General features: G+C 64.8%; 18 protein-coding genes. 10 read left to right on the top strand and 8 right to left on the bottom strand.

Going from position 1 to position 24,821, the window contains the following annotated elements:
- Positions 1–713: 713 nt before the first annotated feature.
- Positions 714–1,709 (top strand): PIN domain-containing protein, encoded by a 996-nt coding sequence (locus FJ887_RS17505; RefSeq protein ID WP_140955747.1) that lies wholly within the window; start codon positions 714–716, stop codon positions 1,707–1,709.
- Between the two features lie 61 nt (positions 1,710–1,770).
- On the opposite strand, the gene FJ887_RS17500 is transcribed toward FJ887_RS17505, so the two are convergent.
- Entirely contained in the window at positions 1,771–3,759 is a 1,989-nt protein-coding gene (locus FJ887_RS17500; RefSeq protein WP_181365681.1) for a CHAT domain-containing protein, read from the bottom strand.
- Positions 3,760–4,015: 256 nt separating this feature from the next.
- Between FJ887_RS17500 and mobF the strand changes: the two genes are divergently transcribed.
- A complete protein-coding gene (mobF, locus tag FJ887_RS17495) occupies positions 4,016–7,558 on the top strand; it encodes a MobF family relaxase (protein WP_140955788.1) in 3,543 nt (1,180 codons plus the stop codon).
- Positions 7,559–7,662: 104 nt separating this feature from the next.
- Here mobF and FJ887_RS17490 read toward each other — a convergent pair whose 3' ends face one another.
- From FJ887_RS17490 to FJ887_RS17460, 6 genes are all read right to left on the bottom strand, one after another.
- Positions 7,663–8,013, bottom strand: coding sequence for a DUF6907 domain-containing protein (locus FJ887_RS17490; protein WP_140955749.1), 351 nt, complete (start codon positions 8,011–8,013; stop codon positions 7,663–7,665).
- Positions 8,014–8,111: 98 nt separating this feature from the next.
- Complete coding sequence (locus tag FJ887_RS17485) at positions 8,112–9,119, bottom strand: DNA-processing protein DprA (protein WP_181365682.1); 1,008 nt, start codon at positions 9,117–9,119, stop codon at positions 8,112–8,114.
- Positions 9,120–9,645: 526 nt separating this feature from the next.
- Positions 9,646–10,962 carry an ISL3 family transposase gene (locus tag FJ887_RS17475; RefSeq protein WP_140955751.1) on the bottom strand — a complete coding sequence of 439 codons (1,317 nt, stop codon included), beginning with the start codon at positions 10,960–10,962 and terminating at the stop codon, positions 9,646–9,648.
- 527 nt (positions 10,963–11,489) lie between these two features.
- Positions 11,490–12,344 (bottom strand): deaminase, encoded by an 855-nt coding sequence (locus FJ887_RS17470; RefSeq protein ID WP_140955752.1) that lies wholly within the window; start codon positions 12,342–12,344, stop codon positions 11,490–11,492.
- A 182-nt stretch (positions 12,345–12,526) separates the two neighbouring features.
- The gene (locus FJ887_RS17465) at positions 12,527–14,263 is read right to left on the bottom strand and encodes an ATP-binding protein (RefSeq protein ID WP_140955753.1); all 1,737 of its coding nucleotides are present in this window, start codon (positions 14,261–14,263) and stop codon (positions 12,527–12,529) included.
- Complete coding sequence (locus FJ887_RS17460; protein WP_181365683.1) at positions 14,260–15,204, bottom strand: SIR2 family protein; 945 nt, start codon at positions 15,202–15,204, stop codon at positions 14,260–14,262. The genes FJ887_RS17465 and FJ887_RS17460 overlap by 4 nt, the downstream gene beginning before the upstream one ends.
- Before the next feature lie 322 nt (positions 15,205–15,526).
- On the opposite strand from FJ887_RS17460, the gene FJ887_RS17455 reads away from it, so the two are divergent.
- The 3 genes from FJ887_RS17455 to FJ887_RS17445 are packed head-to-tail and all read left to right on the top strand — an operon-like array spanning position 15,527 to position 18,524.
- Entirely contained in the window at positions 15,527–16,156 is a 630-nt protein-coding gene (locus FJ887_RS17455) for an ATP-binding protein (protein ID WP_250786278.1), read from the top strand.
- Positions 16,156–17,382 (top strand): DNA-processing protein DprA, encoded by a 1,227-nt coding sequence (gene dprA / locus FJ887_RS17450; protein WP_140955755.1) that lies wholly within the window; start codon positions 16,156–16,158, stop codon positions 17,380–17,382. The genes FJ887_RS17455 and dprA overlap by 1 nt, the downstream gene beginning before the upstream one ends.
- A gap of 17 nt (positions 17,383–17,399) precedes the next feature.
- Positions 17,400–18,524 carry a tyrosine recombinase XerC gene (locus tag FJ887_RS17445; protein ID WP_140955756.1) on the top strand — a complete coding sequence of 375 codons (1,125 nt, stop codon included), beginning with the start codon at positions 17,400–17,402 and terminating at the stop codon, positions 18,522–18,524.
- Between the two features lie 26 nt (positions 18,525–18,550).
- Here the strand turns inward: FJ887_RS17445 and FJ887_RS17440 are convergent, their stop codons facing one another.
- Positions 18,551–19,459: a peptidoglycan DD-metalloendopeptidase family protein gene (locus FJ887_RS17440; protein ID WP_250786277.1), complete on the bottom strand. Its 909-nt coding sequence runs from the start codon at positions 19,457–19,459 to the stop codon at positions 18,551–18,553.
- 794 nt (positions 19,460–20,253) lie between these two features.
- On the opposite strand from FJ887_RS17440, the gene rpsB reads away from it, so the two are divergent.
- The 5 genes from rpsB to FJ887_RS17415 all read left to right on the top strand — a co-directional run bounded on the left by rpsB (position 20,254) and on the right by FJ887_RS17415 (position 24,663).
- A complete protein-coding gene (gene rpsB, locus FJ887_RS17435; protein WP_101624749.1) occupies positions 20,254–21,237 on the top strand; it encodes a 30S ribosomal protein S2 in 984 nt (327 codons plus the stop codon).
- Between the two features lie 33 nt (positions 21,238–21,270).
- A complete protein-coding gene (gene tsf / locus FJ887_RS17430; protein ID WP_009378352.1) occupies positions 21,271–22,098 on the top strand; it encodes a translation elongation factor Ts in 828 nt (275 codons plus the stop codon).
- Positions 22,099–22,257: 159 nt separating this feature from the next.
- Positions 22,258–23,010: a UMP kinase gene (gene pyrH, locus FJ887_RS17425; RefSeq protein WP_040341769.1), complete on the top strand. Its 753-nt coding sequence runs from the start codon at positions 22,258–22,260 to the stop codon at positions 23,008–23,010.
- 88 nt (positions 23,011–23,098) lie between these two features.
- Entirely contained in the window at positions 23,099–23,656 is a 558-nt protein-coding gene (gene frr / locus FJ887_RS17420) for a ribosome recycling factor (RefSeq protein WP_009378354.1), read from the top strand.
- The gene (locus tag FJ887_RS17415; protein WP_009378355.1) at positions 23,656–24,663 is read left to right on the top strand and encodes a phosphatidate cytidylyltransferase; all 1,008 of its coding nucleotides are present in this window, start codon (positions 23,656–23,658) and stop codon (positions 24,661–24,663) included. The genes frr and FJ887_RS17415 overlap by 1 nt, the downstream gene beginning before the upstream one ends.
- Positions 24,664–24,821 lie beyond the last annotated feature (158 nt).

Here is a 24,821-nt window from a genome sequence, read left to right as displayed (position 1 = left end):
TGGATATGGGCGGGTCGCGGGGGCGGACAGCAACCCGCGCACGTTCTCGATCACCACGAGCCGGGATCGCAATGCTTCGATCGTGGTGGCATGCACGACCAGCGGCCCGAGCCGGTGCCAGGGGCAAGGCCGGTGCCCTGGCTGACGGTCGAGACGTCATGGCAGGGGAACCCGCCGCACAGCACACCGACCGGCTCGATGTCACTCCAGCGGACGGCGGTGATGTCGGGACGCCGGGCCGGTGATGGGAGAAGACCCGGGCGACGGGCTCGTTGAGCTCGGAGAACCATACCGTGCTGTCGCCGGTGGCATGTTCGACGGCGAGGTCCAGGCTGCCGTAGCCGCTGAACAGCCATCCGATCCGCAGAGGACGTTCGTCGGACGAAGGGGCGTTGGGCATGATGGCTCCAGCAGTTCGGTGAGCCTGATCCAGAACCCCGTTCCGAGTGCTTCGCCAGGCTGTTCACCTGCCGGGTGCTCGACCACCAGGCAACCCTCGCCTTAGGTCCGCTCTTCATCGTCGTCGAGGCCAGCAGTGTCACTCTCGGACGCCTGCCTAGGTCCTGCCGGCTCCGATCTTCTTCCGCTCCTTCATCGCCGCTTCTGAGCCGCCACGCCTCTTGCAGGTCGAGGCACATAGTCGCCAAAAATCGTTGACGGGCGGCGGCAAGCTTTTCCAAGACCGAGAACCGTTGGGACGGTACGCTGAGCGTGTGCTGAACTTACTCGTTGACACGTCGACGTGGTTCGACCTGTGCAAACGACGAGATGGACAGCGGTGGATCGTCGCCCTTCGTGTCTTGGTGCATCAGCGAGACGTGGAGCTTCTTGTACCTCAGCTCGTGATCGAGGAGTTTGAGCGGAACAGGCAGCGGATCGAGTCCACCATGACGACAGGTGTCGCGCAGCGCTTTAAGCTGGTCAAGCAGGACTTGCACGATTACGGCGGTGCAAATATTGAGCACGTGGCCAAGATGATTGACGACCTTGCGCGTGACGTGCCGTTGATCGGTGCGATGACGACACGCAATTTCGATGAGGTACTCGAACTCTTGCGCAACGGACTCCGGGTCGAACCAACCGACGCCGAGTACCGCGCAGTGGTCGACCGCGGAGTTGGCAAGCGGGCGCCATTGCATCGGTCGCGCAACGGCGTGGCGGATGCGCTGCTCGTCGAGATCTATGCAACCGCGGTGCGTGAGTCAGATCTGACATGCAATCCATACGCCTTCATTACATCGAATAGTGATGACTTTTCGGCGCAGGGCGAGGACAAGCGAAACCCCCATCTCGACATCGCTACGATCTTCACGTCGGAGGGCTCAACTTACGCTCTCGGGGTGGATGGACTTAACGATGTTCTGCTCACCCACTTCGGAGCCGAAATCGAGGAACTGTTTGTCGAGACCGACTTCGTTGAGGAGCCGCGGCGCCTCTGGGAAATCACGGACGCTGAGAAGGCCTTGTTCGACCGCCTCTGGTATCACCGTTCGTTGCAACACGAGTACCGACTGCGCGAGGCGGGCGACGAAGCGGAGCTTGATCGGTTGCAGGCGATAGCTGGTCCAGCACGTCAGCGGATCGAGGAGACATACACCCGGCCTGGGGAGCTCGGCCCGTATACGGAATTCGAACTCGGAGTGCTCAACGGTAAACTCTCGGCGCTGCGTTGGGTTCTGGGCAGCGAATGGGGTTTCCTAGACACGTAACGACGACGTGCTTCCTGTCGCGCGCTGGCGCTGAGGCTTCGCGCCCATCTCTGACCCTTGATCAAGGGATCTCGCTGGCTGTACCTACGAGGAGTGAGCTTGGCTTGCCCAGCATCGTGTACATCAGGCTCTCGGGCAAGTACCCCGGTGAGCGCAACCAGCTGCGCACCCGTTCGTCATCGCCAGTGCGGGCCGCGATGGTGATGAGGCGAGCTTCTGCATCCTCGTACAGGCGTGCGTGCCGGAGCCCGTGGTCGCCCGTCATGAACTGCTCGATTGGGCTGATGCCAGTTGCCTTAGAGAATGCCCAGTCCGCAAGCTTCGGGTTGCCGTAGGTGAGGTCGATGACGACGTTCAGCGACTGAACTTGGTGCCAGATCTCCAGGATCGATGTGTTGGGCGCTGTCGTGGTGTCCGCAATGGCACGAGCCAAGTATCGGAAGAATCGGGCGACGGTCTGAGCGTTGTGATGAACGTCCACGGGAACGAGCGTGCTAAGAACGGCGTCGGCACCGGCTCTCAACAACAGGTCGCCGATGTTCACCACACCGCCTCCTCTGGGTGAGGTGTGGCACGCGCTGAGGATCACGAGCGGTGGCATAGCGCCGAGGTCGTCACCCATGGTGATCTCGTCCTCACCGATGGCTACACCCGCGATGTTTGAGTCCGGCGCGTAGAAGCCGTGTGCGCTGAGGACCAAGACATCGGGCAGCGAGCTGGCAAGCGCCGACCGCAGTGCATCTTTCGAAGGCGTTTCCGTGACGGTGAGATCGACACCAGCGGCCGACATCTCGTCCGAGATGGTCTGCCATCCTCGCCGGGAAGCGCGCCCAACCGGATCCGACGTGGGAATGCACTCGGCCACAAGCACCTTGAATCCTGCCTGGAATCTGCGTGGCACCTGGGGGCTGAGCTCAAACTGCAAGGCGCGGGTGAGCGGGTTGATCGTGTGGTAACTGATCGGGAGCCGCGTGGAGAGCGGTGAAGAGTCCCCGGGAAGTGTGAGGAGGCCGAGCGGGAAGTTGGTGAACGCATCGATCGACGATGCGCAGTGAACAGCCGCAACGAAATCCTTGCTCCAGATAGCTGATGTCGCGTGGTTGAGACGCCGAAGGATACGCCGGACGGCGGCTGGTCGCGGACCTTCAGCCCAGTGTCGTTCCAGATCAGCAACTGCGTGGAATGCTTGCGGTGTCAGCGCGTCCTCGAGCACGATTCCCATCGAGTTGTCTGCGGATGCGGAATGGGCAACGAGCAAAGACCTTACCTGCGGGTAGTGGTCATTGAAGGTGGTCCGGGTGACGCCATCTGCTCCTGACGAGAAGCGTACGTATCGGGGTGCCGTGCCGGAAAGGCTGACCGTCAACCGGGTCCGTGTGACGTTGGATCGCTCTCGCATCGCCCCCGGGAACGCCTCGGCAGCGTCTTCAACGTCGACGCCGCGGTTCTCAAGTTCCACAAGGGAGTCAAGGCGGACCCGAAGGTGTCGGACGCCCGCCGCCGACTCGAAAGGAGACTCTTGATCTTCCGAGAGTTCGAGCGGCACCGCCATCATTCGGGCCAGTCTCTGCAACGAGAGCAGCGATCCATCTGGAGGTATTGGCCAAGACCACCGTGGGGTTGCGGGGTCGAGAACGACCCCGAGCGGCCAGTCGTCGTACCACCTAGAAGCCAACAGCCGCCAGTGTTCATCCAGGGTGGACTGGTCGAGCGCATCCAGGCGTGCCGGCGGAAGGGCAAAGCCGATCTGATCCGAGACCTTCCCCGCTGCCTCCATGCGATCGGCAGGCGCGATGATGAGCGCGGGCTCAAACGCAGCGGTGAGTCGCTCGATCAGCTTCGGCGAGTCAAGGAGAGCATCGGGGATGAGGGCTACCGAATGAGCGCGAGGAAACCCGCTCACTTGGTCTTTAATCGCTATCAGTGGCAAGTCAAGCGTTTCAAAGCGATTCTTCGGCAGATGCATGGCATAGTGAATACCCGCGAGCGCTGGTAGGACCTCCTCGTCGAACGTCCCGGGTTGCGGTTCACGAATGAACGCTGACTGCATGGTGGTTGATCCGGGCCCTAGAGGTGCCGCGACAACGTACAGTGGTGTTGGGAACGTAACCCTTGCCTCCTTTGGCATTACTTGATCCTCTTTCTGCTCCGATTTGATCGCGGCTCGGGCTGGTTGTTAAGTCTAAGACAGCGTCCACGAATTGAGAGCCACGCTGGGGCCGCTCCCATCCAATCTTGTATGCGGAGTCGTCGTTCTCGGTCAGATGCGTCTCCCCGTGACGCACCTTCTTGATGTGACGGTCTCGATGCGGGTGATGAGTGCAGGCGACGGATACAAGTACCTGCTGCGCACCGTCGCGGCCGCAGACGGCGACCGGTCCCTCTCCACGCCGCTCACGAGGTACTACGCGGAGGCAGGAACACCACCAGGGCAATGGCTCGGCTCCGGTCTTCCCGGCCTCGGCGACGGCCAACTCACGACCGGCGACGAAGTCTCCGAGGCTCAACTCCAGCTCTTGGTCGGGATGGGCCGCGACCCGCTCACCGGCGATCCGCTCGGTCTCGCCTTCCCGGCCTACAAGTCGGCAGCCCAGCGGATCGAGGCCCGCACCGCTGATCTTGATCCCGACCTCGGCCCTGCCGAGCGGGGGCGGCAGGTTGCGCAGATCGAGGCCGAGGAAGCCGAGCGTGCGAGCCGTCGCGCGGTGGCGGGGTTCGACTTCACCTTCTCGATCCCGAAGTCCGCCTCCGCCGTGTGGGCGGTCGCTGATGCAGGCACACAGGCCCTCATCGGTGAGGCGCACCATGCGGCAGTTGCCGAAGTGGTGGCGTTCATGGAGCGCGAGGTCGCCGCCACCCGCACCGGCGCAACCGCCGCCGACGGCGCCGTCGCCCAGGTCGACGTGACCGGGCTGATCGCGACAGGCTTCGATCACTTCGATTCCCGCGCCGGTGACCCGCATCTGCACACGCACGTCGTGATCTCGAACAAAGTCCAGACCGTGCTCGACGGGAAATGGCGATCGCTGGATGGGCGGCCGATGCACGCCGTGGTCGTCGCGCTCTCCGAGCTGCACGAGGCCGTGTTCGCCGATCACATGACTCGCACCTTCGGCGTCGAGTGGGAGGCCCGCGACATGGGCCGCGACCGCAACCCCGCCTGGGCCATCACCGGCGTCCCCGAGGAACTGGTGCAGGAGTTCTCCACCCGTGCCAGGCACATCGATGCCGCCACCGATCACCTGATCGCCGAGTACGTCGACAAGCACGGCAGGCGTCCGTCGCCGGCGACGATCATGAAGCTTCGCGCCCAGGCCACGCTCGCCACGCGTCCGGAGAAGCAGGTCCATTCCCTGGCCGAGCTCACCGATACCTGGCGCACCCGCGCGACCGGCGCTCTCGGGCAGGACGCGACCGCGTGGGCACGGAGGGTCACGGACAATCCGGAGGCGCTGCTGCTGCGGGCCGATGACATCCCGCTCGACGTGATCACCGAGCTTGGGGCCAGCGTGGTCGAGACGGTCGGTGAGAAGCGGTCGACGTGGCGGCGCTGGAACCTCATGGCCGAAGCATCAAGGCAGTCGATGGGCTGGCGGTTCGCCTCGATGCAGGACCGCGAGGCGATCGTCGGAATGATCGCCGACGCCGCCGAACAGGCTTCCCTGCGGCTCACCCCGCCGGAGCTGTCCTCGTCACCGGCCGCGTTCCAGCGCGTGGATGGCAGCTCGGTGTTCCGGCCGAAGCACTCGGCCGTGTTCTCCTCCACGATGCTGCTGGAGGCCGAAGATCGCCTCCTCGACCGCGCGGGAACCTTCTCCGGCCCGAGCGTCGGTATCGGCACGGTCGAGAAGGTCACCGCGAAGCCTGACCGTGAGGGCCGGGTGCTGGGCGAGGATCAGGCGGAGGCGCTGGCGAAGATCGCCGTGTCCGGTCGGAGCCTGGACGTGCTGGTCGGGCCGGCAGGTGCCGGGAAGACGACCGCGATGAACGCGCTGCGTCGCGCATGGGAGACCGAGCACGGCCGCGGCTCCGTCGTCGGATTGGCGCCGTCGGCGGTGGCGGCGAAGGTCCTCGGGGAGGATCTTGGGATCGCGACCGAGAACACGGCGAAGTGGTGGCAGAACCATCTCATGCACGGCACCACGTTCGAGGCCAGGCAGTTGGTGATCATCGACGAAGCCAGCCTCGCCGGGACGCTATCGCTGGATCGGCTCACCCATCTCGCGTCGACGGCGGGGGCGAAGGTTCTGCTGGTCGGTGACTATGGGCAGTTGCAGTCCGTCGATGCCGGCGGCGCGTTCGGGATGCTCGTCGCCGACCATCATGATGCCCCGGAACTCTTGGACGTTCACAGGTTCATCCACGAGTGGGAGAAGACCGCCTCCCTCGACCTGCGCCACGGCAGGACCGAGGTCATCGACACCTACCTCGACCACGATCGCATCCACGATGGCGACAGTGAGGAGATGATCGACGCCGCCTACCGCGCCTGGCAGGCAGACCGCGCCGACGGCAAGACCTCGATCTTGATCGCTGAGACCCGTGATGATGTGACCGCGTTGAACACGCGTGCCCGTGCTGATCTCATCCTCGCTGGGAAGATCAAGCCCGGCCGCGAGACCGAGCTCAATGACGGCACCCTCGCGGGCGTCGGGGACACGATCATCACGCGCCGCAACGATCGGCGCCTGCGCACCGGCAACGGCCGGGACTGGGTGCGCAACGGTGAGTCGTGGACGATCACCGGCCTGCGCGAGGACGGCTCGGCCACGATTCGCAAGACCGGGAAACGCTTCGGCTCCTCCATCGTCCTGCCCGCCGCGTATCTGGCCGAGCACGTCGATCTCGGCTACGCCGTGACCGCACACCGCGCACAGGGCATCACCGTGGACACCGCACACGTCCTGGTCCAAGCGACAACCACGCGGGAGAACGTGTACGTCGCGATGACCCGTGGCCGCGAGTCGAACCGGGCGTGGGTGATCTGCGATCGGCCCGATGACATCCACGACGGCCCCCACCCCTCCGACAACGAGGAGGCCACCGGGCGTTCGGTGCTCTACGGGGTGTTGCAGCACGCGGGCGCTGAACTCTCGGCGCATGAGACGATCACCGCCGAGCAGGGCCGGTGGGGGTCGATCGCGCAGCTTGCCGCCGAATACGAAACTCTCTCCGCCGTCGCGCAGAAAGACCGGTGGGCACGACTCGTCCGCACCTCTGGCCTGTCCGAGGAGGATGCCGATGCGGCCGTGGAGTCGGTGGCGTTCGGAGCGTTGACCGCTGAACTCCGACGGGCCGAGGCGAACCACCATGACGTCGACGCTCTCTTCCCGCGCCTCGTGGCTGCACGAGGGTTCGATGATGCGGACGACATCGCCAAGGTCATGCACTACCGCCTCGCTCGCGCGACCGCCCGGCCCGCCGGTTCGGGCCGCACACGAAAGACGCCAGCGTTGATCGCCGGACTCATCCCACAAGCACGAGGCACGATGACAACGGAGATGCGGCAGGCGCTCACGGAACGCCAGGACCTCATCGAGACCCGCGCCGATGCCGTCCTAGACACCGCCGTGGCGGACGGTGAGCCGTGGACGGCGTCGCTCGGCCCCGCACCCAAGGACGGCCAAGCGGCGGCCCGATGGCGGAGGGATGCCCGCGTGGTGGCGGCCTACCGCGACCGATACCAGGTCACCGAGTCGAACCCGCTCGGCCCGACCCCGGAGACGGACGTTCAGAAGGTCGACCGGAGCCGCGCTCAAGCGGCATTGCGCCGGCTGGCCCCGTCGACCAGGCGGCGCGAGCCCGAGGCAGCCGCCGCGCGACGGCGCGGTCCCGACCTTGGACTGTGACCCCGGCCAGGCGCCGTGCTCCACTTCTCAGTGATGCGGAATGTGAAGAGGGCTCTGCGCCCCCGGTTCACGGGTGGCGCAGAGCCCTCAATCGTGGACGTCGATCACGCCTGTGAAGCAGTGACCTCCTGGATGAGCTCAGCGAGTTCGTCGCTGAGGCGTCCGGCGCTTTCCAGGGAGACCTCGACGTTCTGACGATCGTTGGCGATCACCAGCCACGTCTCGCGTTCCCCGACGCGACGATAGATCGCGATCGACATCTCCTCGGCCTCCACGACATCACCGGGGATGTGACGCCATCCAGGAGCACGGCCCTGGGTGATGACGGGGACGAGCACTTGCTCGCACAGATGCTTGCGGTCTTCCCTGAAGTCCTGGCCGGAGTGATCCCCGTGGCACCAGTTCGGGCACGGCTCGTCCAACCACTCGGGACGTTCAACATCGGTGTTGCTCATGAGACTGATTCCTTCCCGTCTGCACGGTGCAGACCAGCCTCCATCGAGCCGTCCCTATCTGAGCTGGGACTGAGGCCCGCCCGCATCACGGATGCGGGCTAGAGACGATGCGTCGGCCGTTGTGGCGGTCCGAATGCTGGTGCATCGAGCTGGCGGGTCGCCGTCTCCCGGTTCAGAAGTCGGCCCGGATCGCTGAGTGAGTCGAGCATGGTCTTTACATCGGCTGTGTCGGAGACGATCTCCGCAACACCGCGCTTGATCAACTCATGCGGCCCCGAGCTGGTCACCGACGTGACCGGACCGGGCACCGCCCCGACGACGCGACCGTGCCGGTGCGCTTCTGCCGGTACGAGCAGTGATCCCGACCGGAAGCTCGCCTCCGGGATCACCGTGGCGCCCGAGAGCGTGCCCAGGAGGCGGGCACGAGCCATGAACCGGTACCGGGTCGGCGTCGCCCCTGGTGGCATCTCGCTGGCCAGCAGGCCGACGTCACCGATCCGGGCCAGAAGGTCGGCGTGGCCGCGCGGGTAGGGGCGGTCGACGCCGCCGGCGAGGACCGCGATCGTGTTGCCGCCGGCGGCAAGCGCAGCCTGGTGGGCGGCCCCGTCGATGCCATAGGCCCCACCGGAGACGATCGTGTGCTCGTCACGGGCGAGGTCCCCGGCCAGATGTCCGGCGACGTTCGTGCCGTAGTCGGTGGCGGCTCTGGCGCCGGTGATCGTGACGCGGTCTGCGAGCCCGTCGGACAGGAACGAGGTCGCGCCGTGGGTCCACAGCATGTACGGGGCACGGGAGCCAAGGTCGTTGAGTGCGTGGGGCCAGTCGGCGTCGGCCGGGATGAGGGTGCCGATGCATCGGCGTTCAGCATCGGTGACGCGTCCGGGGATGTCGTCGGCGATGCGTGGGGTGAGACGCTGGCGCCAAGCGATCGCGTCGGCGCGGTTCATACCCGGCACAGGATCGCCGTCTTCGAGGAGGCGAATCGTCTCGACCCCGCCGACCTGGTGCAAGATGCGGCCAGTGACCGGATCATCTGGTTCGGCGATCATCGACAACATCATCCGTGCTTGCCGTTCGCCGTTGGCCTGTTCTGCCAGATGTCCCATGACGACTCCCTTCCCGGTGCTGATCCACGGGCAAGGTGCGCCACGAGCCGCCCTCCCGGAACGCGGCGTAACGGTCGGGGGTGGTCTTGTTCCTTCCGAAAGTCTGAGGACAGGCGTAAAATCACAGGCAGGTAGCGCTACATTTACGCGCCGTCGATCCAGTCGACGGCATGGCCCGCGCCACAGGCAGAAGGCCCTCTCAAGGAAGTTCGCTCGCTACCGAGCAACGAGACGAGAGGACTGCTGCCATGATCCGCACGACCTGGAACCTCAGCCAGAAGACAGCCCCCGTCCTACGGGCGTGGCTTCCCACGAACATCCTGCGCGACGCCATCTACACCCGTCGCGGCTTTAAATGGGGCATCCCGGCGATGCTCCTCGCAGTCCCATACCTCTATGGTGCCGCCATCTGCCGCGAACTCATCGGAGCCGGCGGACCGGGCTGGCTCCATCTCCTGGTCATTCTGTGCATCTGGAACACGTTCAAGATGCTCTGGATCGGCCCCGTCAGCCTCGCCAAACTGGCTCATCGTAAAAGAGAGTGTAGAAGTGGTCTGAACCCACCGGTATCCAGCAGCGATCGCAACAGGTAGTGACCCAAGTTCCGGAACCCCAGCGCGGTGCCTCGCAGGTGCTCGAGTCGGCCATTGATCGCCTCGGTCGGCCCGTTGCTTGTGCCGGGCCGGTCGAAGTACGCCAGCACATCGGCGGCTCTGCGTTTCAGCGTTCTCCCGAGCGTGGTCAGTTCCGCTAAGGCTGCCGGCACTCGTGCAGAGAGACCCGTGATGACGGCTTGCATCCGCGCTCGTCCACGCGCCCGGTCGAGGTCACGGTAGGCGGCCACGACGCGTTGATAGACCCACCACGTGACATCGACTTGCGTGTGTTCCTCGGCAGCGAGCACAGCTTCGAGTCGGTCGACTTGCTTCGGGGTGAGCAGGTTCGCTCCGGTGAGCAGGACACGACGGATGCCATAGAGCGGGTCACCGGACCGGCCGCGGTGCCCGAGTGTCTCCTGTTGGATCCGCTGCCGACAGCGCTCCACTGCACCGCTGGCCAGAGCCACGACGTGGAAGGGATCCATCACCGGGACGGCGTCGGGAAGTTCTTCGGCAGCGGCTGATTTGTATCCGGCGAAGCCGTCCATCGCGATATCTTCCACACCACGACGAAACGCCTGCGACCGGTTGGCCAGCCAGGTCTTGAACACCTTCTTCGAACGGCCCTCGACGATGTCCAGCAGGCGGGAGGGGCCCGTCTTGTCACGGATCGGGGTCAGATCGATGATGACAGTGGCGTACTTGCTGCCGAACGGCGTGTGCCGCCAGACATGCTCGTCGACCCCGAGGACCCTCACACCGTCGAACCTCGCGGGGTCATCGATCAGGAGTTGCTGCCCGGTGGCCAGCATCGCGGTGTTGACGGTGTGCCATGCGGCGCCGAGGCCCGCGGCGATGCGGCTGATGGACATCCTGTCGATGACGAGGCATTTCAGTGCCCACAGCACGGCCGGCCGCGACAGCTTCGCCCGTGATGCAGCCACCTGGGAGAGGTCTTCCCGCCAGACGCGTTTGCAGGTCGGGCACCGGTAGCGACGGACTCGCACGTGCAGGATCGTGGGGCGCCATCCGAGCGGGACGTGGACCAGTCTGCGCACTGCGGTCCCGCGGGGAGTGCCTTCGGCCCCGCAGTCCCGGCACCAGGAGTCCGGGGACTCGCTGTTGGTACGGCACTCCAGCACTGCTTGATCTATATCGACAGCTTGTCCAGTGACGGTCAGGGCGAGGGTGTCGAGGAGGCAGAACGCGTCGAGATCAGGGGCACTGAAGCTAGGCTTGTCCATGTCGAGGTCTTCCGGATGGGGAGCGTGAGAACTTCCATCCTCAGGGAGGCCTCGACGTCTTCCTCGGCAACGACACGGGCGGGTCCCCAGTGCCAGGCTCTACACCCTCATTTACGAAGAGCCGCCAAACTGATCCGCGAGCGCTTCTGTGAGCAAGCGGAGCGTCGACGCCGAGCTGACTCTTCACCGTTTGATCAAGCTGCTTCGCGGCGTGAGTAGTCCGTCAAGAAGTAACGGCTGGCTAGTTGGCGCACCGCGGCTGACACCATGGACCTGTCCAATGGGAAGCAACCCATCCCAGCGACGTCCGCAGCGGCCCGATCTGGCGTTCTCCGGCTGGCGCTCTGGCGTAGGAACACGTCGGCACGCTCACGGTGGAGCCGATAGGTTCAGACGTACGAACGGCAGAGATGGAGTTCCCATAGGGGCAAGAGCCCGAGCAGTCACTGCGTGACTCTATTCACCTAAAGCTCCGAACCAACGCTCAAGATAGGTAGCATAGAACCGTTTCGGAGTCAGTCTGCTGCCTAGAGGCCGGACGAATCGCGCAAGCGAATTTGCCATTTGACGGTGACCGATACATGGCCGTTACCGCCATAGTCCAATGTGGGCTCGATAGCCGTGACCTTGCAAAGCACATGACCGTATTCGTTACGCACTACACCGATCTCACCAATGCCAATTTTCGGAGAGTGGTCTCCGAAGTCGAGAGCATCAGGGTCGTCGACCTCTTCAAAATGCTCGGCATACCGGGCATGGGCGACAATGCCAGGGTGTCCGCCGTTCAGGTAGATCGCCCTTGCGCCACAGTTCGTCCACCTCGTTTCCCAGATAGGTGAGCCTTCTACATCGTCAACTCCGATGGTGAATCGCCCGCCGTTCTGAGTGAAGTCGAACTTCGCACCTGCGCTCATGCCGAAACCGCTAGTAAACACTCTCGTGAAGTCTGCACCCGCTTCGTGAGCTTGGTTTCTGAGATCTGCTGGGAAGTCCCGCAACCTTACTCCGTGGTCGCGAAGGTGCTTCCAGCCAAGCCTATAGACCTGAGGGTTCGGGTCATATTCGCCGATATGGACTTCGGCAATCCCTGCCTGGGCAACCAGCTCTGCGCAAGCGACTCGTGAGGTACGTGAGTTCGCGCACGGCTCCATAGTCGTGTAGAGGGTCGCCTCTTTGACATCAACGCCCTGCGTTTCCGCCTTGAGTAGCGCAATCTGCTCTGCATGGAGTTTGTCCACTTCGCCCTTGTAGCCCGTCGCGAGGATTGTTTCCCCTCGCGCGATGACAGCTCCCACACGGGCATTGTCGCGAGACTTTAGTGCTTCTTCGATAGCCTTCGCTGCGTGGACACGATCGGCTTCGCTGACAGCGGATGCAGGCATTGGGTCCACTTCTCGCTACCTCCGTTTGCAGGGTGCGCGCAAGAAAGAAGGTAGCTGAAGTCGGTCGATCATGTTATTCCTTCCCAACCGAAGGTAATGGTGCGAATGGGCCGATAGGGTGTGAGAGTCAGAGTATCCGCGGTCCTGTGATGCAGTAGGAAGATCCCGCCCCCGTGTTCCAATTAGGGCCGCGACTGCATCCGCATTGCCTCTACTGCAGCAACGAGGTCAGCCTCTTGGACCTCAGACTCGTTCCATTCAGTCCAAAAATTCTTCGTAGAACTACTGGGTTTGACTGACGGGACGTCAAGACGAATACGAGTCGGAAGGACGAGCGCATCCCCAAGAACCAGGGCTTCTCCGACATCGAGCAAGGGCAAGGCCGCAGCAATTCCTTCCATGCTGTCTGGCATAAGACGCCTGACTACCGCCTGGTCCTGGTCATTTGTCAATCGCAGCGCGATGAAATTGTTGCACTGCGACAGCACAGTTCTGCTGACATCGGAAGGCCGCTGGCTCACCACCAACAATGAAATCCCATACTTACGACCCTCCTTGGCTATGCGCTCAAACGAGTCAAGTGCCCGGGCTTCGGCGACATCTGCGACACTAGAAGGAAGATACAGGTGAGCCTCGTCGCAGACGAATGTGATTGGAGTCCGCTTTTCTTCGTCAGTCCAGAAATGAACTTCGTAAAGCACCCGCGCAAGAACCCCAACAACTATCGGAAGGATGTCGCTGGGGACCTCGCTGAAATCAATAACCTTGATGCCCTGTTTCGTGCCAAGTAGATCTTTGGCAAGGCTGTGAAGCCATTCATATCCGACGGCCTCCTCGGGCGGCCCGAACATAAAGCTGTACCTACGGTCCTCGGCGCGAGCCTTGAGCCGGGCGACGAACCTCGTCAGTCGACCGTTAAAGGGGCCTGCTTTCTCGGTGCGTGCGCCGGGCACCATCTCAGTGTCGTCATGTTCGAGCCGAGCGATGAGTTCTGTAAGACTGAATGGAATGGGGCTGTCGACAGTAAATCGTCCAGCGACCTCATCCTTTCCTGCGGCCACCAAATGCTCTAGCTTGAGCTCGCGTACGTGATGGGTCAGTCGTGCGGCTTGGTTAGGCGCATTAGTTTCAGAACGGTCAAGCAGGAGCGCTTGCATTTCCTCTTGATTTAGGAGCCACCAGGGTAGGTGCAGTAAACGAGTTTCGGACTCGCGGTCACCCGGTCCTGCAATGCGAAAACCTTCGGCGATAGGGTCTGGCCCTTCGGTGAGCGGCGTATACTCGCCATGCATGTCAAAGACGATTAGGTTTGGGAACGCCAACGCTTTGGCTCTTTCGAGAATAAGAGCAACTGACCAGCTCTTTCCCGAGCCCGTACTTCCGAGAAGAGCGGCGTGGCGTTGGAAGAGACGATCGCCATCTGCCACAGCCCTCGCTGAGGAATCAGCGACAAATGTGCCGAGCTGAAGTTGTTTTTCCGAATCTAGCTGTTGGGTAAGTAGGCCCATCAGCCTTTGCAGGTTCGAGCCATCGATGACCCAGCAGGGAGATTCAACGAGCGGATAGCTATCAGCGCCTCGCTTGAATGTATTGCGCCTTGTTCCGTCCACCTCTCTATAAGTGCCGAGAAGTACGACGCGCAGAAGGTCGCGTTGACGCGCTTCTACCGGGACAACATCATCGTCGTCGTCAAGATTATCTAGGAGCGCCTCTTCTTGGAGATCACGTGTTACTCGATCAAGCATGCCAACGAGGTACTCTGATGAATTCGATCCTTGGAAGGCAATTAGACTTCCGACTCCCACCCGAGTAAGACGATCGTGGTCGGTTGCCTCAGCCCATACGCTAGCGGTGTCAACCCTGAACACTCTTCCTAGCGCGAAGTTAAGCGGAAACTCAAGGACGTTCGTATCGTTCATTTTCCCAACACTTCCTCTACGAGATTATTTAAGTTCCAGATGGGGCGGTTGAGCACAGTCTCAGCGTCCCCTTTCAAAACGTGTGCGTATGCGTCGTTGGAGCTATCGGCTTCTACGCCCAGCGCCGTGGGACTCGTGGAGAGATACTCTCGTGCATTTTCAGTGAAGGTGCGACTCAGGATTAGCGAGGGCACCCTGCGAATTTGCTCTCGAACGTGTGTCTGCAAGTGATCGTCATTGAACCCATATCCCACGAAAAGTAGGGCGGCAGCTGAGTCGATAGCTGTGTTGGCTCGTTCGCGCTGTTGATCGAACGGTACGTCGTATCCTTGGCGATACTTGTTGCCCCCGGGTGCAACGATGCGCCGAGCACCAGGAATCGGCAGATCGCTTCGAAAATGCTCGTCGTTATAGGTAAACCAGTCGAGGCTTCCGTGGGGTTTCGATAGGCGAACGTGAGGAACCGTTCGAACTGTGGTTGCCCGCCGTTTTCCGGGTTGGTTATCTGGCCGTTGCATTGCCTTGCCGCTCTGTTCCGGATCAAACCGTCCAACAGTATGCCCATGGAACATCGAATCTACGGCGATGCCAACGCGAGCGGCCTGGACCTCTAGTAGTCGGTCATAGTTCGTCGTGATTACATCTACGTGATTGGTTGTTCTTAGGATGTGCTGAAACAACCTGCTGAACGCTGGCACTTCGGACTCGCTCAGAATTTCGGTGATGGCACGTACCTCTTGGCCCGATATGCAAACGGCTATCTGGGCGGCAATAAGTTCAGCCAGATCGTCCGAAGCAACGCCGTTAGCGAGTGCTTCTTCGAGGCCAGCGCCTTTTTCGAGGGACTCCGAAATTGTTGTCCACTGCGGCAAGCATTTTAAAGACTGTGAGGCTATTTCGTCCGGAATGCTTGTTCGAAGGTGTTTCGCGAGAGCAGCCATTCCAGGGAGTCCCATTGCCGAAGATGCGCCTGACCCAACGATTATGACCAGGCCTCGACGGAAGAGGCTCTGCACATCGGAGTAGATCTGCTCTTGGTCCAAGTCCATCTGTCTCCCGTGATCGGTCCGCCGACACGGCAGAGCTCCTGTACTCCGTGCGTCCATTGTGACAGAAGGCATGCGCTATTGGCACACCATTTACCCCACCTTGACCTTTTGTGGACTCATTGCGAGCGTGCCAGCGCCAGCTGCGAGCGTGGTGGACGAACAGCCGTCAGAGGCGGACGCCGGGAGGTAGACTGAAGCTTCTGAACCCACCGGGGTGTACTTTCCATTCCTCGACGAGGCGCCGGAGTTCTCCCGGGACGTGCTCGAAGCGCTGCGGCAGCCGCTCGAGGCCCGTCAGGTCCACATCCACCGGGCCTGGGGGTCAATGGTGCTGCCGGCATCGTTCCAGCTCGTCATGGCCGCGAACCCGTGCCCGTGCGGGGCGGGCATGCAGGCGGGCGCGAACACGGTGTGCAACTGCACGCCGATGGACAGACGCCGGTACAGCAATCGCCTCTCCGGGCCTCTCCTCGATCGTGTCGACCTCCAGCTCGAGCTCTACCCCGTCACTCCGGCCGACCTGCGTCTCGGCGGGGAGCAGGAGTCGAGCGCCGGTGTGGCGGCGCGGGTCGAGCACGCGAGGCGCGCGCAGGCGGATCGGTATGCGAACTGCGACTGGTCGCTCAATGCGATGGCACCGGGGCCGTGGCTGCGCGACCACTTCGGGATGCGACCGGCAGCTCTGCGCAGCCTCGACCGCGCGCTCGAGACGGGGAGGATCACGATGCGCGGCTACGACCGAGTGCTCCGGGTCGCCACGACCCTGACCGACCTCGCCGGGGCAGAGGCTCCCGACGCCGACCGGATCGCTGCGGCCCTCGCGCTGCGGACCCAGGAGACATGATGGACGTGACCCCGCAGCGCATCGCCGTCGCAGCACTCCTGCGGATCGGCGAACCCGGTGACGGCCTGCTCAAGGCCCTCGTCGATGCCGCGGGCCCCGTGACCGCGGTCAAACTCATCCGGGCGATCTCCTCCGGGGCGGTCGCGGTCGACGAGGTCGTCGGACGGCTCTCCGCCGAGCTCGGGGACATCACCGGTCAGGGGAGACTCCCCGAGGCGCTCGCCCGGTGGGCAGTGCGCGCCGCCGACGCCGACGGCGAACACGACCTTGAGGGCATGGCCCGCCTCGGCGGACGTCTCGTCATCCCCACCGACGACGAATGGCCGACCGCCATCGACGAACTCGGTCCCGCAGCGCCCTTGGGACTGTGGGTGCGTGGGTCGGCGACCCTGCGCGAGGCGCTTGCGCAGGCGGTCGCCGTCGTCGGGGCGCGGGCGGCGAGCGGCTATGGGACGAAGTGCGCCTCCGACCTTGCCTGGGATCTCGCCGCCGACGGGTACACCGTCGTCTCCGGGGGAGCCTTCGGCATCGACGCGGCCGCTCACCGTGCGGCGCTCGCCCGGGAGGGCACGACGGTCGCATTCATGGCCGGGGGAGTCGACCGGTTCTATCCCGCGGCGAACTCGGACCTCTTCGCACAGGTGCTCGAGCACGGTCTCCTCGTCTCCGAGACCGCACCCGGGATGACTCCGATGCGCCACCGGTTCCTCCTGCGCAACCGCCTCATCGCCGCCTCGGCGCTTGCCACGGTCGTCGTCGAGGCCGGGTGGCGCAGCGGGGCGCTCAACACCGCCAGGCACGCGCTCGAACTCTCCCGCGTCGTCGCCGCCTACCCCGGGTCGGTGTACTCGGCGTCATCGGCCGGAACGAACCGGCTCATCCGTCTGAGGGAAGCCGACCTCGTCACCGGCGCCCCCGACGTCCTCGACCTCGTCCGGCCCGAGGAGCTGCCGTTGGGCGACCTCGGCGGCAGTGCAGCCGGGGATTCCTCTCGAGCTGGTGGGGGTTCTGGAGCGGGCGGCCGCGATGACCGGGTCGACGACCTCGGCGAACGGGAGCGGATCTGCCTCAACGCGCTCTCGGCGACGAAAGCCCTCGATGTCGGCACGCTTGCGGCCAGAGCGGGCCTGACGGTGGCCGATGCGCTCTCGGCGCTCGCCCTCCTCGAGATCGAGGGACTGAGCGAACGCGACGGGCCCGGGTGGAAGAAGCTGCGCCGGCGCTGAACGAGTACGCTTGAAGCGTGACCTCATCGCCTCGCTTCCCCGAGGTGGTCGACGACTACGCCGACCACCTGCGCGCGCGTGACGTCTCCGCCCATACCCGCCGCGCCTACGTCGGTGATGTAAGCGACTTCTTCGCGCACGCCGCCCATCTGCCGGGGCGACGCGCAACCCGGACCCCCGAACAGTCACGGGAGACCGACCGGTCACGGAAGACCGACGAGGCGGGTGGCGCTGGGTCAGTGGGGTCCGGACGTGGGATCGCCGTGTCCGACATCAGCCTCGACGATCTGCGGTCGTGGCTCATCGCCCTCGACGATGCGGGAGCGGCGAAGTCGACGGTGGCGCGCAAGATCGCGGCGATCAAATCGTTCTTCTCCTACTGCGTGAGCACCCACGGACTGCCGTCCAACCCGGCCGCGCGTCTGCGCACCCCGAAGAAGGACTCACGGCTGCCCACCGTGCTCAAACCCCAGCAGGCGGCCGCCCTCGTCTCGGCAGGACGCAGTGGTGACGGAGGCAATCGGCGGGGAGGAGCCGGGTCGGACCGCGCGCGTGAGGGGGCCGGAGCGACAGCGAGCAGGGGAGCGGGGGCGGACTCCCAACAGGATGAGGCCGCAGAGTCTGACGATGACGCTCAGGCGCTGCTCGCCCGGGACGCAGCCATTCTCGAGATGCTCTATGCGACGGCCGTGCGCGTATCCGAACTCTGCGGCCTCGACCGCAGCGACGTCGACCACCAGCGGTCGATGATCACCGTGCTCGGCAAGGGCGACAAGGAGCGCCGGGTGCCCTTCGGCGGCCCGGCACGCGATGCCCTCGCGATCTGGCTGAGACTGCGGGAGCGCTTCGCCACCGACAGGAGCGGTGACGCGCTCTTCCTCGGCCTGCGTGGAGGCCGAATCGGCGCCCGCCAGGTCCGCGAGCTCGTCCACCGCTACGGCGCGAACAACCCCGACGCCCCCGACATCGGACCGCACGGTCTCCGCCACTCGGCTGCCACGCACATGCTCGACAACGGTGCCGATCTGCGCCAGATCCAGGAGCTGCTCGGGCATTCGACGCTGAGCAGCACGCAGATCTACACCCATGTGTCGATGCAGCGCCTGCAGGAGACCTACCGGCAGGCCCACCCGCGGGCCTGAGCGACTCGCTCACGTCCGGCACGCGCTCACTTCCTGAACTCCCAGTGCCATGCCTCGGGCAGGGACCCTCCCTGCCGTGCCCACGACGGATGCACCCATCCGAACGTCGGAGCGTTCGCCCGCATCCACTGATGCTCGGCACTGCCGAATGAGTTGATGCCGCCCCCGAGGTCCATCGCGAGCGCCCACCCGTGGTTCGACGTCCCCGGCGTCGCCGCGAGCCTTCCCTTACGCCGTTTGAGGATGACCTGGGTGTCGTAGTCCCGGTAGGAGTCGGTGACCGAGATCGGCCTGCCGAACCGCGCGGAGTACGCGTGGGAGAGGCGGTCGAATGCGGCCTGCGCATCGCATCGGAGCATGTGCCCGGGGGCGGTGGTGAGCGGGCACAGCGCCGAGGCGGGAATGCGCCCATTCCGGTGTCCGCCCCACCCGCCCGCACCCGAATCCGTGTCATCGCCGGCCGGCTCTTCGGCCGGCTTGCGTGCGAGCGGCAGCAGGAGGGACGCATCCTGACCGAAGAACGGCGCCGGATCGACATACGCCCGGTCGCTGTCCTTAGGCCAGACGCCGATGTGGAGGCAGGACTCCTGGCAGTGCGCGCCCGTCGAGACCGTGCCGATCTGCTCACCAGCTGCGAAGCGGTCGCCGACGGAGGCATCCGAACGCGCCGGTTGGAAGGAGACGACGTGACCGGACTCCGTCGTGATGCTCATCGTCTCGGTGCCCGCCACCGAGCCGCGGAAGCGAATGGTGCCCGCGGTCGGGGCGCGCACGGGTTCGTCGGGTACGGCCCGGACGTCGATGCCTCTGTGCCCGGCCAGCCATGTCTCCCGCGGCGGATCGAAGGCGGTGACGATCTCCATCGCCGGTACCGGCGTGACCCAGATGGTGCCCGCGGCTCGGGAAGCCTGCGGGGAGGCGTCAGCTGCGCCCACGCCGCCGAGGGCGACGAGAACCGCGGTGACGAGGACGCTGATCCACCGCAGCGGCCTGCTCGGCAGGGGACCGGCTCTGCGTCGCCGAGGCGGACGCGCAGACGGACGCCGAGTCGGACGGGCCGACAGTCGCCGTCGCGGAAGAGGGGCAGCGCTGCGGTGGGGCGGACGAGTCGATTCGGGAACGGCCATAACGCCCATGGAAATCGATGCCGCCGGTGCTGTCAGCAGAGGATTCTCCGCCTGTGGACGACCATCGGGCGTCCACAGGCCGCGCGCACACGAGTCGGTGCCGCATGCACAGGAGAGAGCACACGAGTGGGACCACCGGACCCCCGATGGGCCGGGCTCCGCTCACCCTCGCCGGTGCCCCACACCGCGGGGAGGCATGCTGAGCGCAATGCGCGTCCACAGCCGAATGCGCACGAGTCGCGGAAGCGGGGAGCCCGCCCGAGAGCGCAGAGGCGACGCGAACCCGACGGCAGCCTCGGCGGGAGGTGGCGCAGCCGCCCGGGCACGGGACAGGCACACCCGGCGGCCGCCTCGGCGAGGGACATCCTCCGATTGGCGCAGGCTTGGCCACCCGCGATAGACTGCCCTCAGCAGAAGCGTGTCTTCTGACTACGCGTATCCGATCTCTTCTCCATCCCATGGTGCATGCGTACGCGCATGTGGGTTGGGCGAACCGGGTACCAGGAATCAACCGAAACCGCCATCGTCGCCGCCAGCCCCGTGTTGGCCGCGAACCATGGCACAACGCACCCGCAGGGTGCACGAGAAAGGAGGGCGTCGGCATGGCCGTCGTCACCATCCGCCAGCTGCTCGACAGCGGCGTTCACTTCGGACACCAGACCCGTCGTTGGAACCCGAAGATGAAGCGCTTCATCTTCACCGAGCGCAACGGCATCTACATCATCGACCTGCAGAAGTCGCTGGGCTACATCGACACCGCGTTCGAGTTCGTCAAGGAGACCGTCTCCCACGGCGGCTCCATCCTCTTCGTCGGCACGAAGAAGCAGGCCCAGGAATCGATCGCCGAGCAGGCCAAGCGCGTCGGCCAGCCGTATGTCAACCAGCGTTGGCTCGGCGGCATGCTCACGAACTTCCAGACCATCTCCCTGCGTCTGCGCCGGCTGAAGGAACTCGAAGAGATCGACTTCGACGACGTTGCGGGCTCCTCGCACACGAAGAAGGAACTCCTCATCCTCCGTCGCGAGAAGGACAAGCTCGAGAAGACCCTCGGCGGCATCCGCGACATGCAGCGCACCCCGTCCGCTGTGTGGATCGTCGACACGAAGAAGGAGCACCTCGCCGTCGACGAGGCGAAGAAGCTGGGCATCCCGGTCATCGCGATCCTCGACACCAACTGCGACCCCGACGACGTCACCTACCCGATCCCGGGCAACGACGACGCCATCCGCTCGGTCTCGCTGCTCACCCGCGTGATCGCCGACGCCGTGGCCGAGGGCCTCATCGCCCGCCACTCCGGCGACGACGAGTCCGGTGAGAAGAACGTCTCCGCCGTCGAGCCGATGCCCGAGTGGGAGCGCGAACTCCTCGAGGGCAACGCCGCCGAAGCGAACGCCGACGCCGCTGACGCCTCGACCGAAGCCTCCGCCGCTGCCACCGCAGCCGAGGCCCAGTCCGAGGAGACCACCGCCACCGACGCGACGGACGCCGCCGCCGAAGGTGCCGTCGCCGACGCCGATGCGAAGGCAGCGGACGCCGAGGGCAAGGCCGCAGCCGCCGACGCTGCCGCTGACTCCACCGAGTCCTGATCTCACTCACCTCCACCACCACTAGGAGAAAGAATGGCAAACTACACTGCCGCTGACATCAAGGAACTGCGCGAGAAGACCGGCGCCGGAATGATGGACGTCAAGAAGGCCCTCGATGAGGCCGACGGCGACCAGGCGAAGGCCATCGAGCTCCTCCGTGTGAAGGGCCTCAAGGGCGCCACGAAGCGCGAAGGCCGTGCCACCTCCGACGGTCTCGTCGCCACCTTCGTCGACGGCGGCGTCGGCACCATGATCGAGCTCGACTCGGAGACCGACTTCGTCGCGAAGTCGCAGCGCTTCATCGACCTCGCCGACGAAGTCCTCGCACTCGCCGTGTCGAACAAGTCCGAGTCAGCCGAGTCGCTGCTCTCGGTCGAGGCCGACGGCAAGACCGTCGCCCAGTTCATCACCGAGTCCGGTGCCGCCCTGGGCGAGAAGGTCGACCTCCGCCGCGTCGGTCGTCTCGAAGGCCAGAAGGTGGAGTCCTACCTCCACCGCACGAACAAGGACCTGCCCCCGCAGGTCGGCGTTCTCTTCGCCTACGAAGGCGACGACCAGGCCGTCGCGCACGACGTCGCCGTGCACATCGCCGCCCTCGCGCCGAAGTACTTCTCGCGTGAGGACGTCCCGGCCGAGCTCGTCGAGAACGAGCGCCGCATCGCCGAGGACACCGCGAAGAACGAAGGCAAGCCGGAACAGGCTCTGCCGAAGATCATCGAAGGCCGCGTCAACGGCTTCTTCAAGGAGAACTGCCTGCTCGACCAGGGATTCGCGAAGGATCCCAAGCAGACCGTGGGCAAGGTCCTCGAGGCCGCCGGCCTCAAGGCGACCGGTTTCCTCCGCTACCGCGTGGGAGCCTGATCCGCTTGTGATCGCTGTGGGGGTCCGTGAGGACTCCCACAGGATCCGATGACGGGGTCGGACCGATGGGTCCGGCCCCGTTTTCGCTAGACTGACCCAGACGAACCACCCGGATCGGCGCTGCCTGCGGCGGCGCCGAACGCATGGAAGAAGGACCTCATGACATCCACCCCGGTACACGAATCGAGCCACGCCAGCCGACCGGTGCGCACGCATCGTCGCCGCGTGCTCCTCAAGCTCTCCGGCGAGGTCTTCGGCGGAGGCAGCATCGGCGTCGACCCCGACGTCGTCGCTGCCGTCGCCCGGGAGGTCGCCCCCACCGTCGAGGACGTCGAAGTGAGCATCGTCGTCGGCGGCGGCAACTTCTTCCGCGGCGCCGAGCTCTCCCAGCGCGGCATGGACCGCACGCGCGCCGACTACATGGGAATGCTCGGAACCGTGATGAACTGTCTCGCTCTGCAGGACTTCCTCGAACAGCTCGGCGTCGACACCCGCGTGCAGACCGCGATCCCGATGTCCCAGGTCGCCGAGTCCTACATCCCGCGCCGGGCGATGCGCCACATGGAGAAGAACCGCGTCGTCATCTTCGGCGCCGGCGCCGGTCTGCCCTACTTCTCCACCGACACCGTCGCGGCCCAGCGCGCGCTCGAGATCCACGCCGATGAGGTCCTCATCGCCAAGAACGGCGTCGACGGCGTCTACACCGCCGACCCGAAGCTCGACCCGACTGCTGCGAAGATCGACGAGATCACCTACCAGGAGGCTCTCCAGAAGGGTCTCAAGGTCGTCGACGCCACCGCGTTCTCCCTCTGCATGGACAACCGGCTTCCCATGCACGTCTTCGGCATGCAGGGTGAGGGCAACCTGCGCAAGGCCATCGCCGGTGAGAAGATCGGCACACTGGTCAAGTAGCCCACACCGCACCGGTCCGGGTCAGCAGAAAACCACCTCGGACCCATAGAATGTTCACACAGCTCCAATCGACTGAAAAGAGTGTCTCGTGATTGAAGAAACACTGGCAGAGGCCAGGGAGAAGATGGACAAGGCCGTGGAATTCACGCAAGAGGACTTTGCGTCGATCCGCACCGGCCGGGCCAACCCCGCGCTCTTCGCGAACATCGAGATCGACTACTACGGCGCTCCCACGCCGCTCCAGCAGCTCGCGTCGTTCCAGACGCCCGAGGCCCGCACGATCCTCGTCACTCCCTACGACCGCGGGACCCTGGGCGACATCGAGAACGCCCTGCGCAACTCCGACATCGGCGCCAACCCCGCCAACGACGGCAACGTCATCCGCGTCGTCCTCCCCGAACTCACCGAGGAGCGCCGCAAGGAGTACGTGAAGATCGTCAAGGGCAAGGCCGAGGACGGCAAGGTCTCGATCCGCAACATCCGCCGCCACGCGAAGGACACCCTCGAGCGGATCAAGAAGGACGGCGAAGCCGGCGAGGACGAGGTCACCCGCTCGATCTCCGAACTCGACGACATCACGAAGAAGAAGGTCGACGCCATCGACAAGCTGCTCGGCCAGAAGGAAGCCGAGCTCCTCGAGGTCTGATGATCGCGTTGACCGGGCCCGACCGTCCCACCTCCGATCCGACCCCTGACGAGGGGTCGGATCGGGAGACCGCGGCGACCCCAGAGCCGACACCGTTCCCGAAGCGGCGCGACCTCCGCGGCACCGACACGGTCTTCACGCAGGAGACCGCTGCCGTCGAGGTCGAGGTCGAGACGGCGCCTGCACCCAAGGACTACGGCCGGGCCGGCCGCAACCTCCCGGCGGCGATCGGGATCGGCCTCCTCATCGGCGGGATCGTGCTCGCCTCGCTGATCCTCCTTCCCGAAACCTTCCTCTTCATCATCCTCATCGCGATCGTCGCCGCGATGTGGGAACTCGCCAACGCGCTCTCCCGGTCCGGATCGCTCGTCTCCCGCATCCCGACGATGATCTCCGCGGCCTGCATGGTCGTCGCCACGTACTTCGGCGGCCGGGAGGCCCTGTGGGTGACGTTCGCCGCAAGCGCCGGGGCCGTCATGCTCTTCACGATGGTCGAGCGGCGCAAGAACGCGGTCAAGGACGTCTCCCTCTCCCTCTTCGCGCTCACGTACGTCGGCCTCATGGCGTGCTTCGTCGTCTATCTCCTCACCCTGCCCAACGGCAACTTCTACGTCATCATCTTCCTTGCCAGCGTCGTCGCCTCCGACATCGGCGGCTACGTCTTCGGCGTGCTCTGGGGCAGGCATCCCATCGCCCCGCGGATCTCGCCGAAGAAGTCCTGGGAGGGCTACCTCGGATCCGTCGTCTTCACCACGGCCGTCGCCACGACGCTGGCGATCACCCTCTTCGACGCCCCGTTCTGGACCGGGCTCGTCATCGGCGTCGTCATCCCCGCGTTCGCCACCCTCGGCGACTTCAGCGAATCGATGATCAAACGCGACCTCCACCTCAAGGACATGGGCACCCTGCTGCCCGGTCACGGCGGCGTCATGGACCGCCTCGACTCGATCCTCCCGACCGCGCCCGTCGCCCTCGTCCTCTTCTCCTTCCTCCCCGGCTTCATGTGAGTCCGGGACGGCCGCCCGGTCGTCGCATCCCCTCGCCGAGGCGATCGCGGGCTCCCGTGTCCCCGACCACACAGCGTCGCCGGGACCGGCATGAGACAATGGGGGAGTGATACCTCCAGCCGGAAGCAGACAGGTCAGGCCCGTCGTCGAACACGCCG

The organism is Brevibacterium sp. XM4083, from assembly GCF_006489205.2.
Taxonomy (GTDB): Bacteria; Actinomycetota; Actinomycetes; order Actinomycetales; family Brevibacteriaceae; genus Brevibacterium.
Note: the sequence above shows the minus strand (reverse complement) of the source record. Positions and strands in the feature narration are given on the sequence as shown.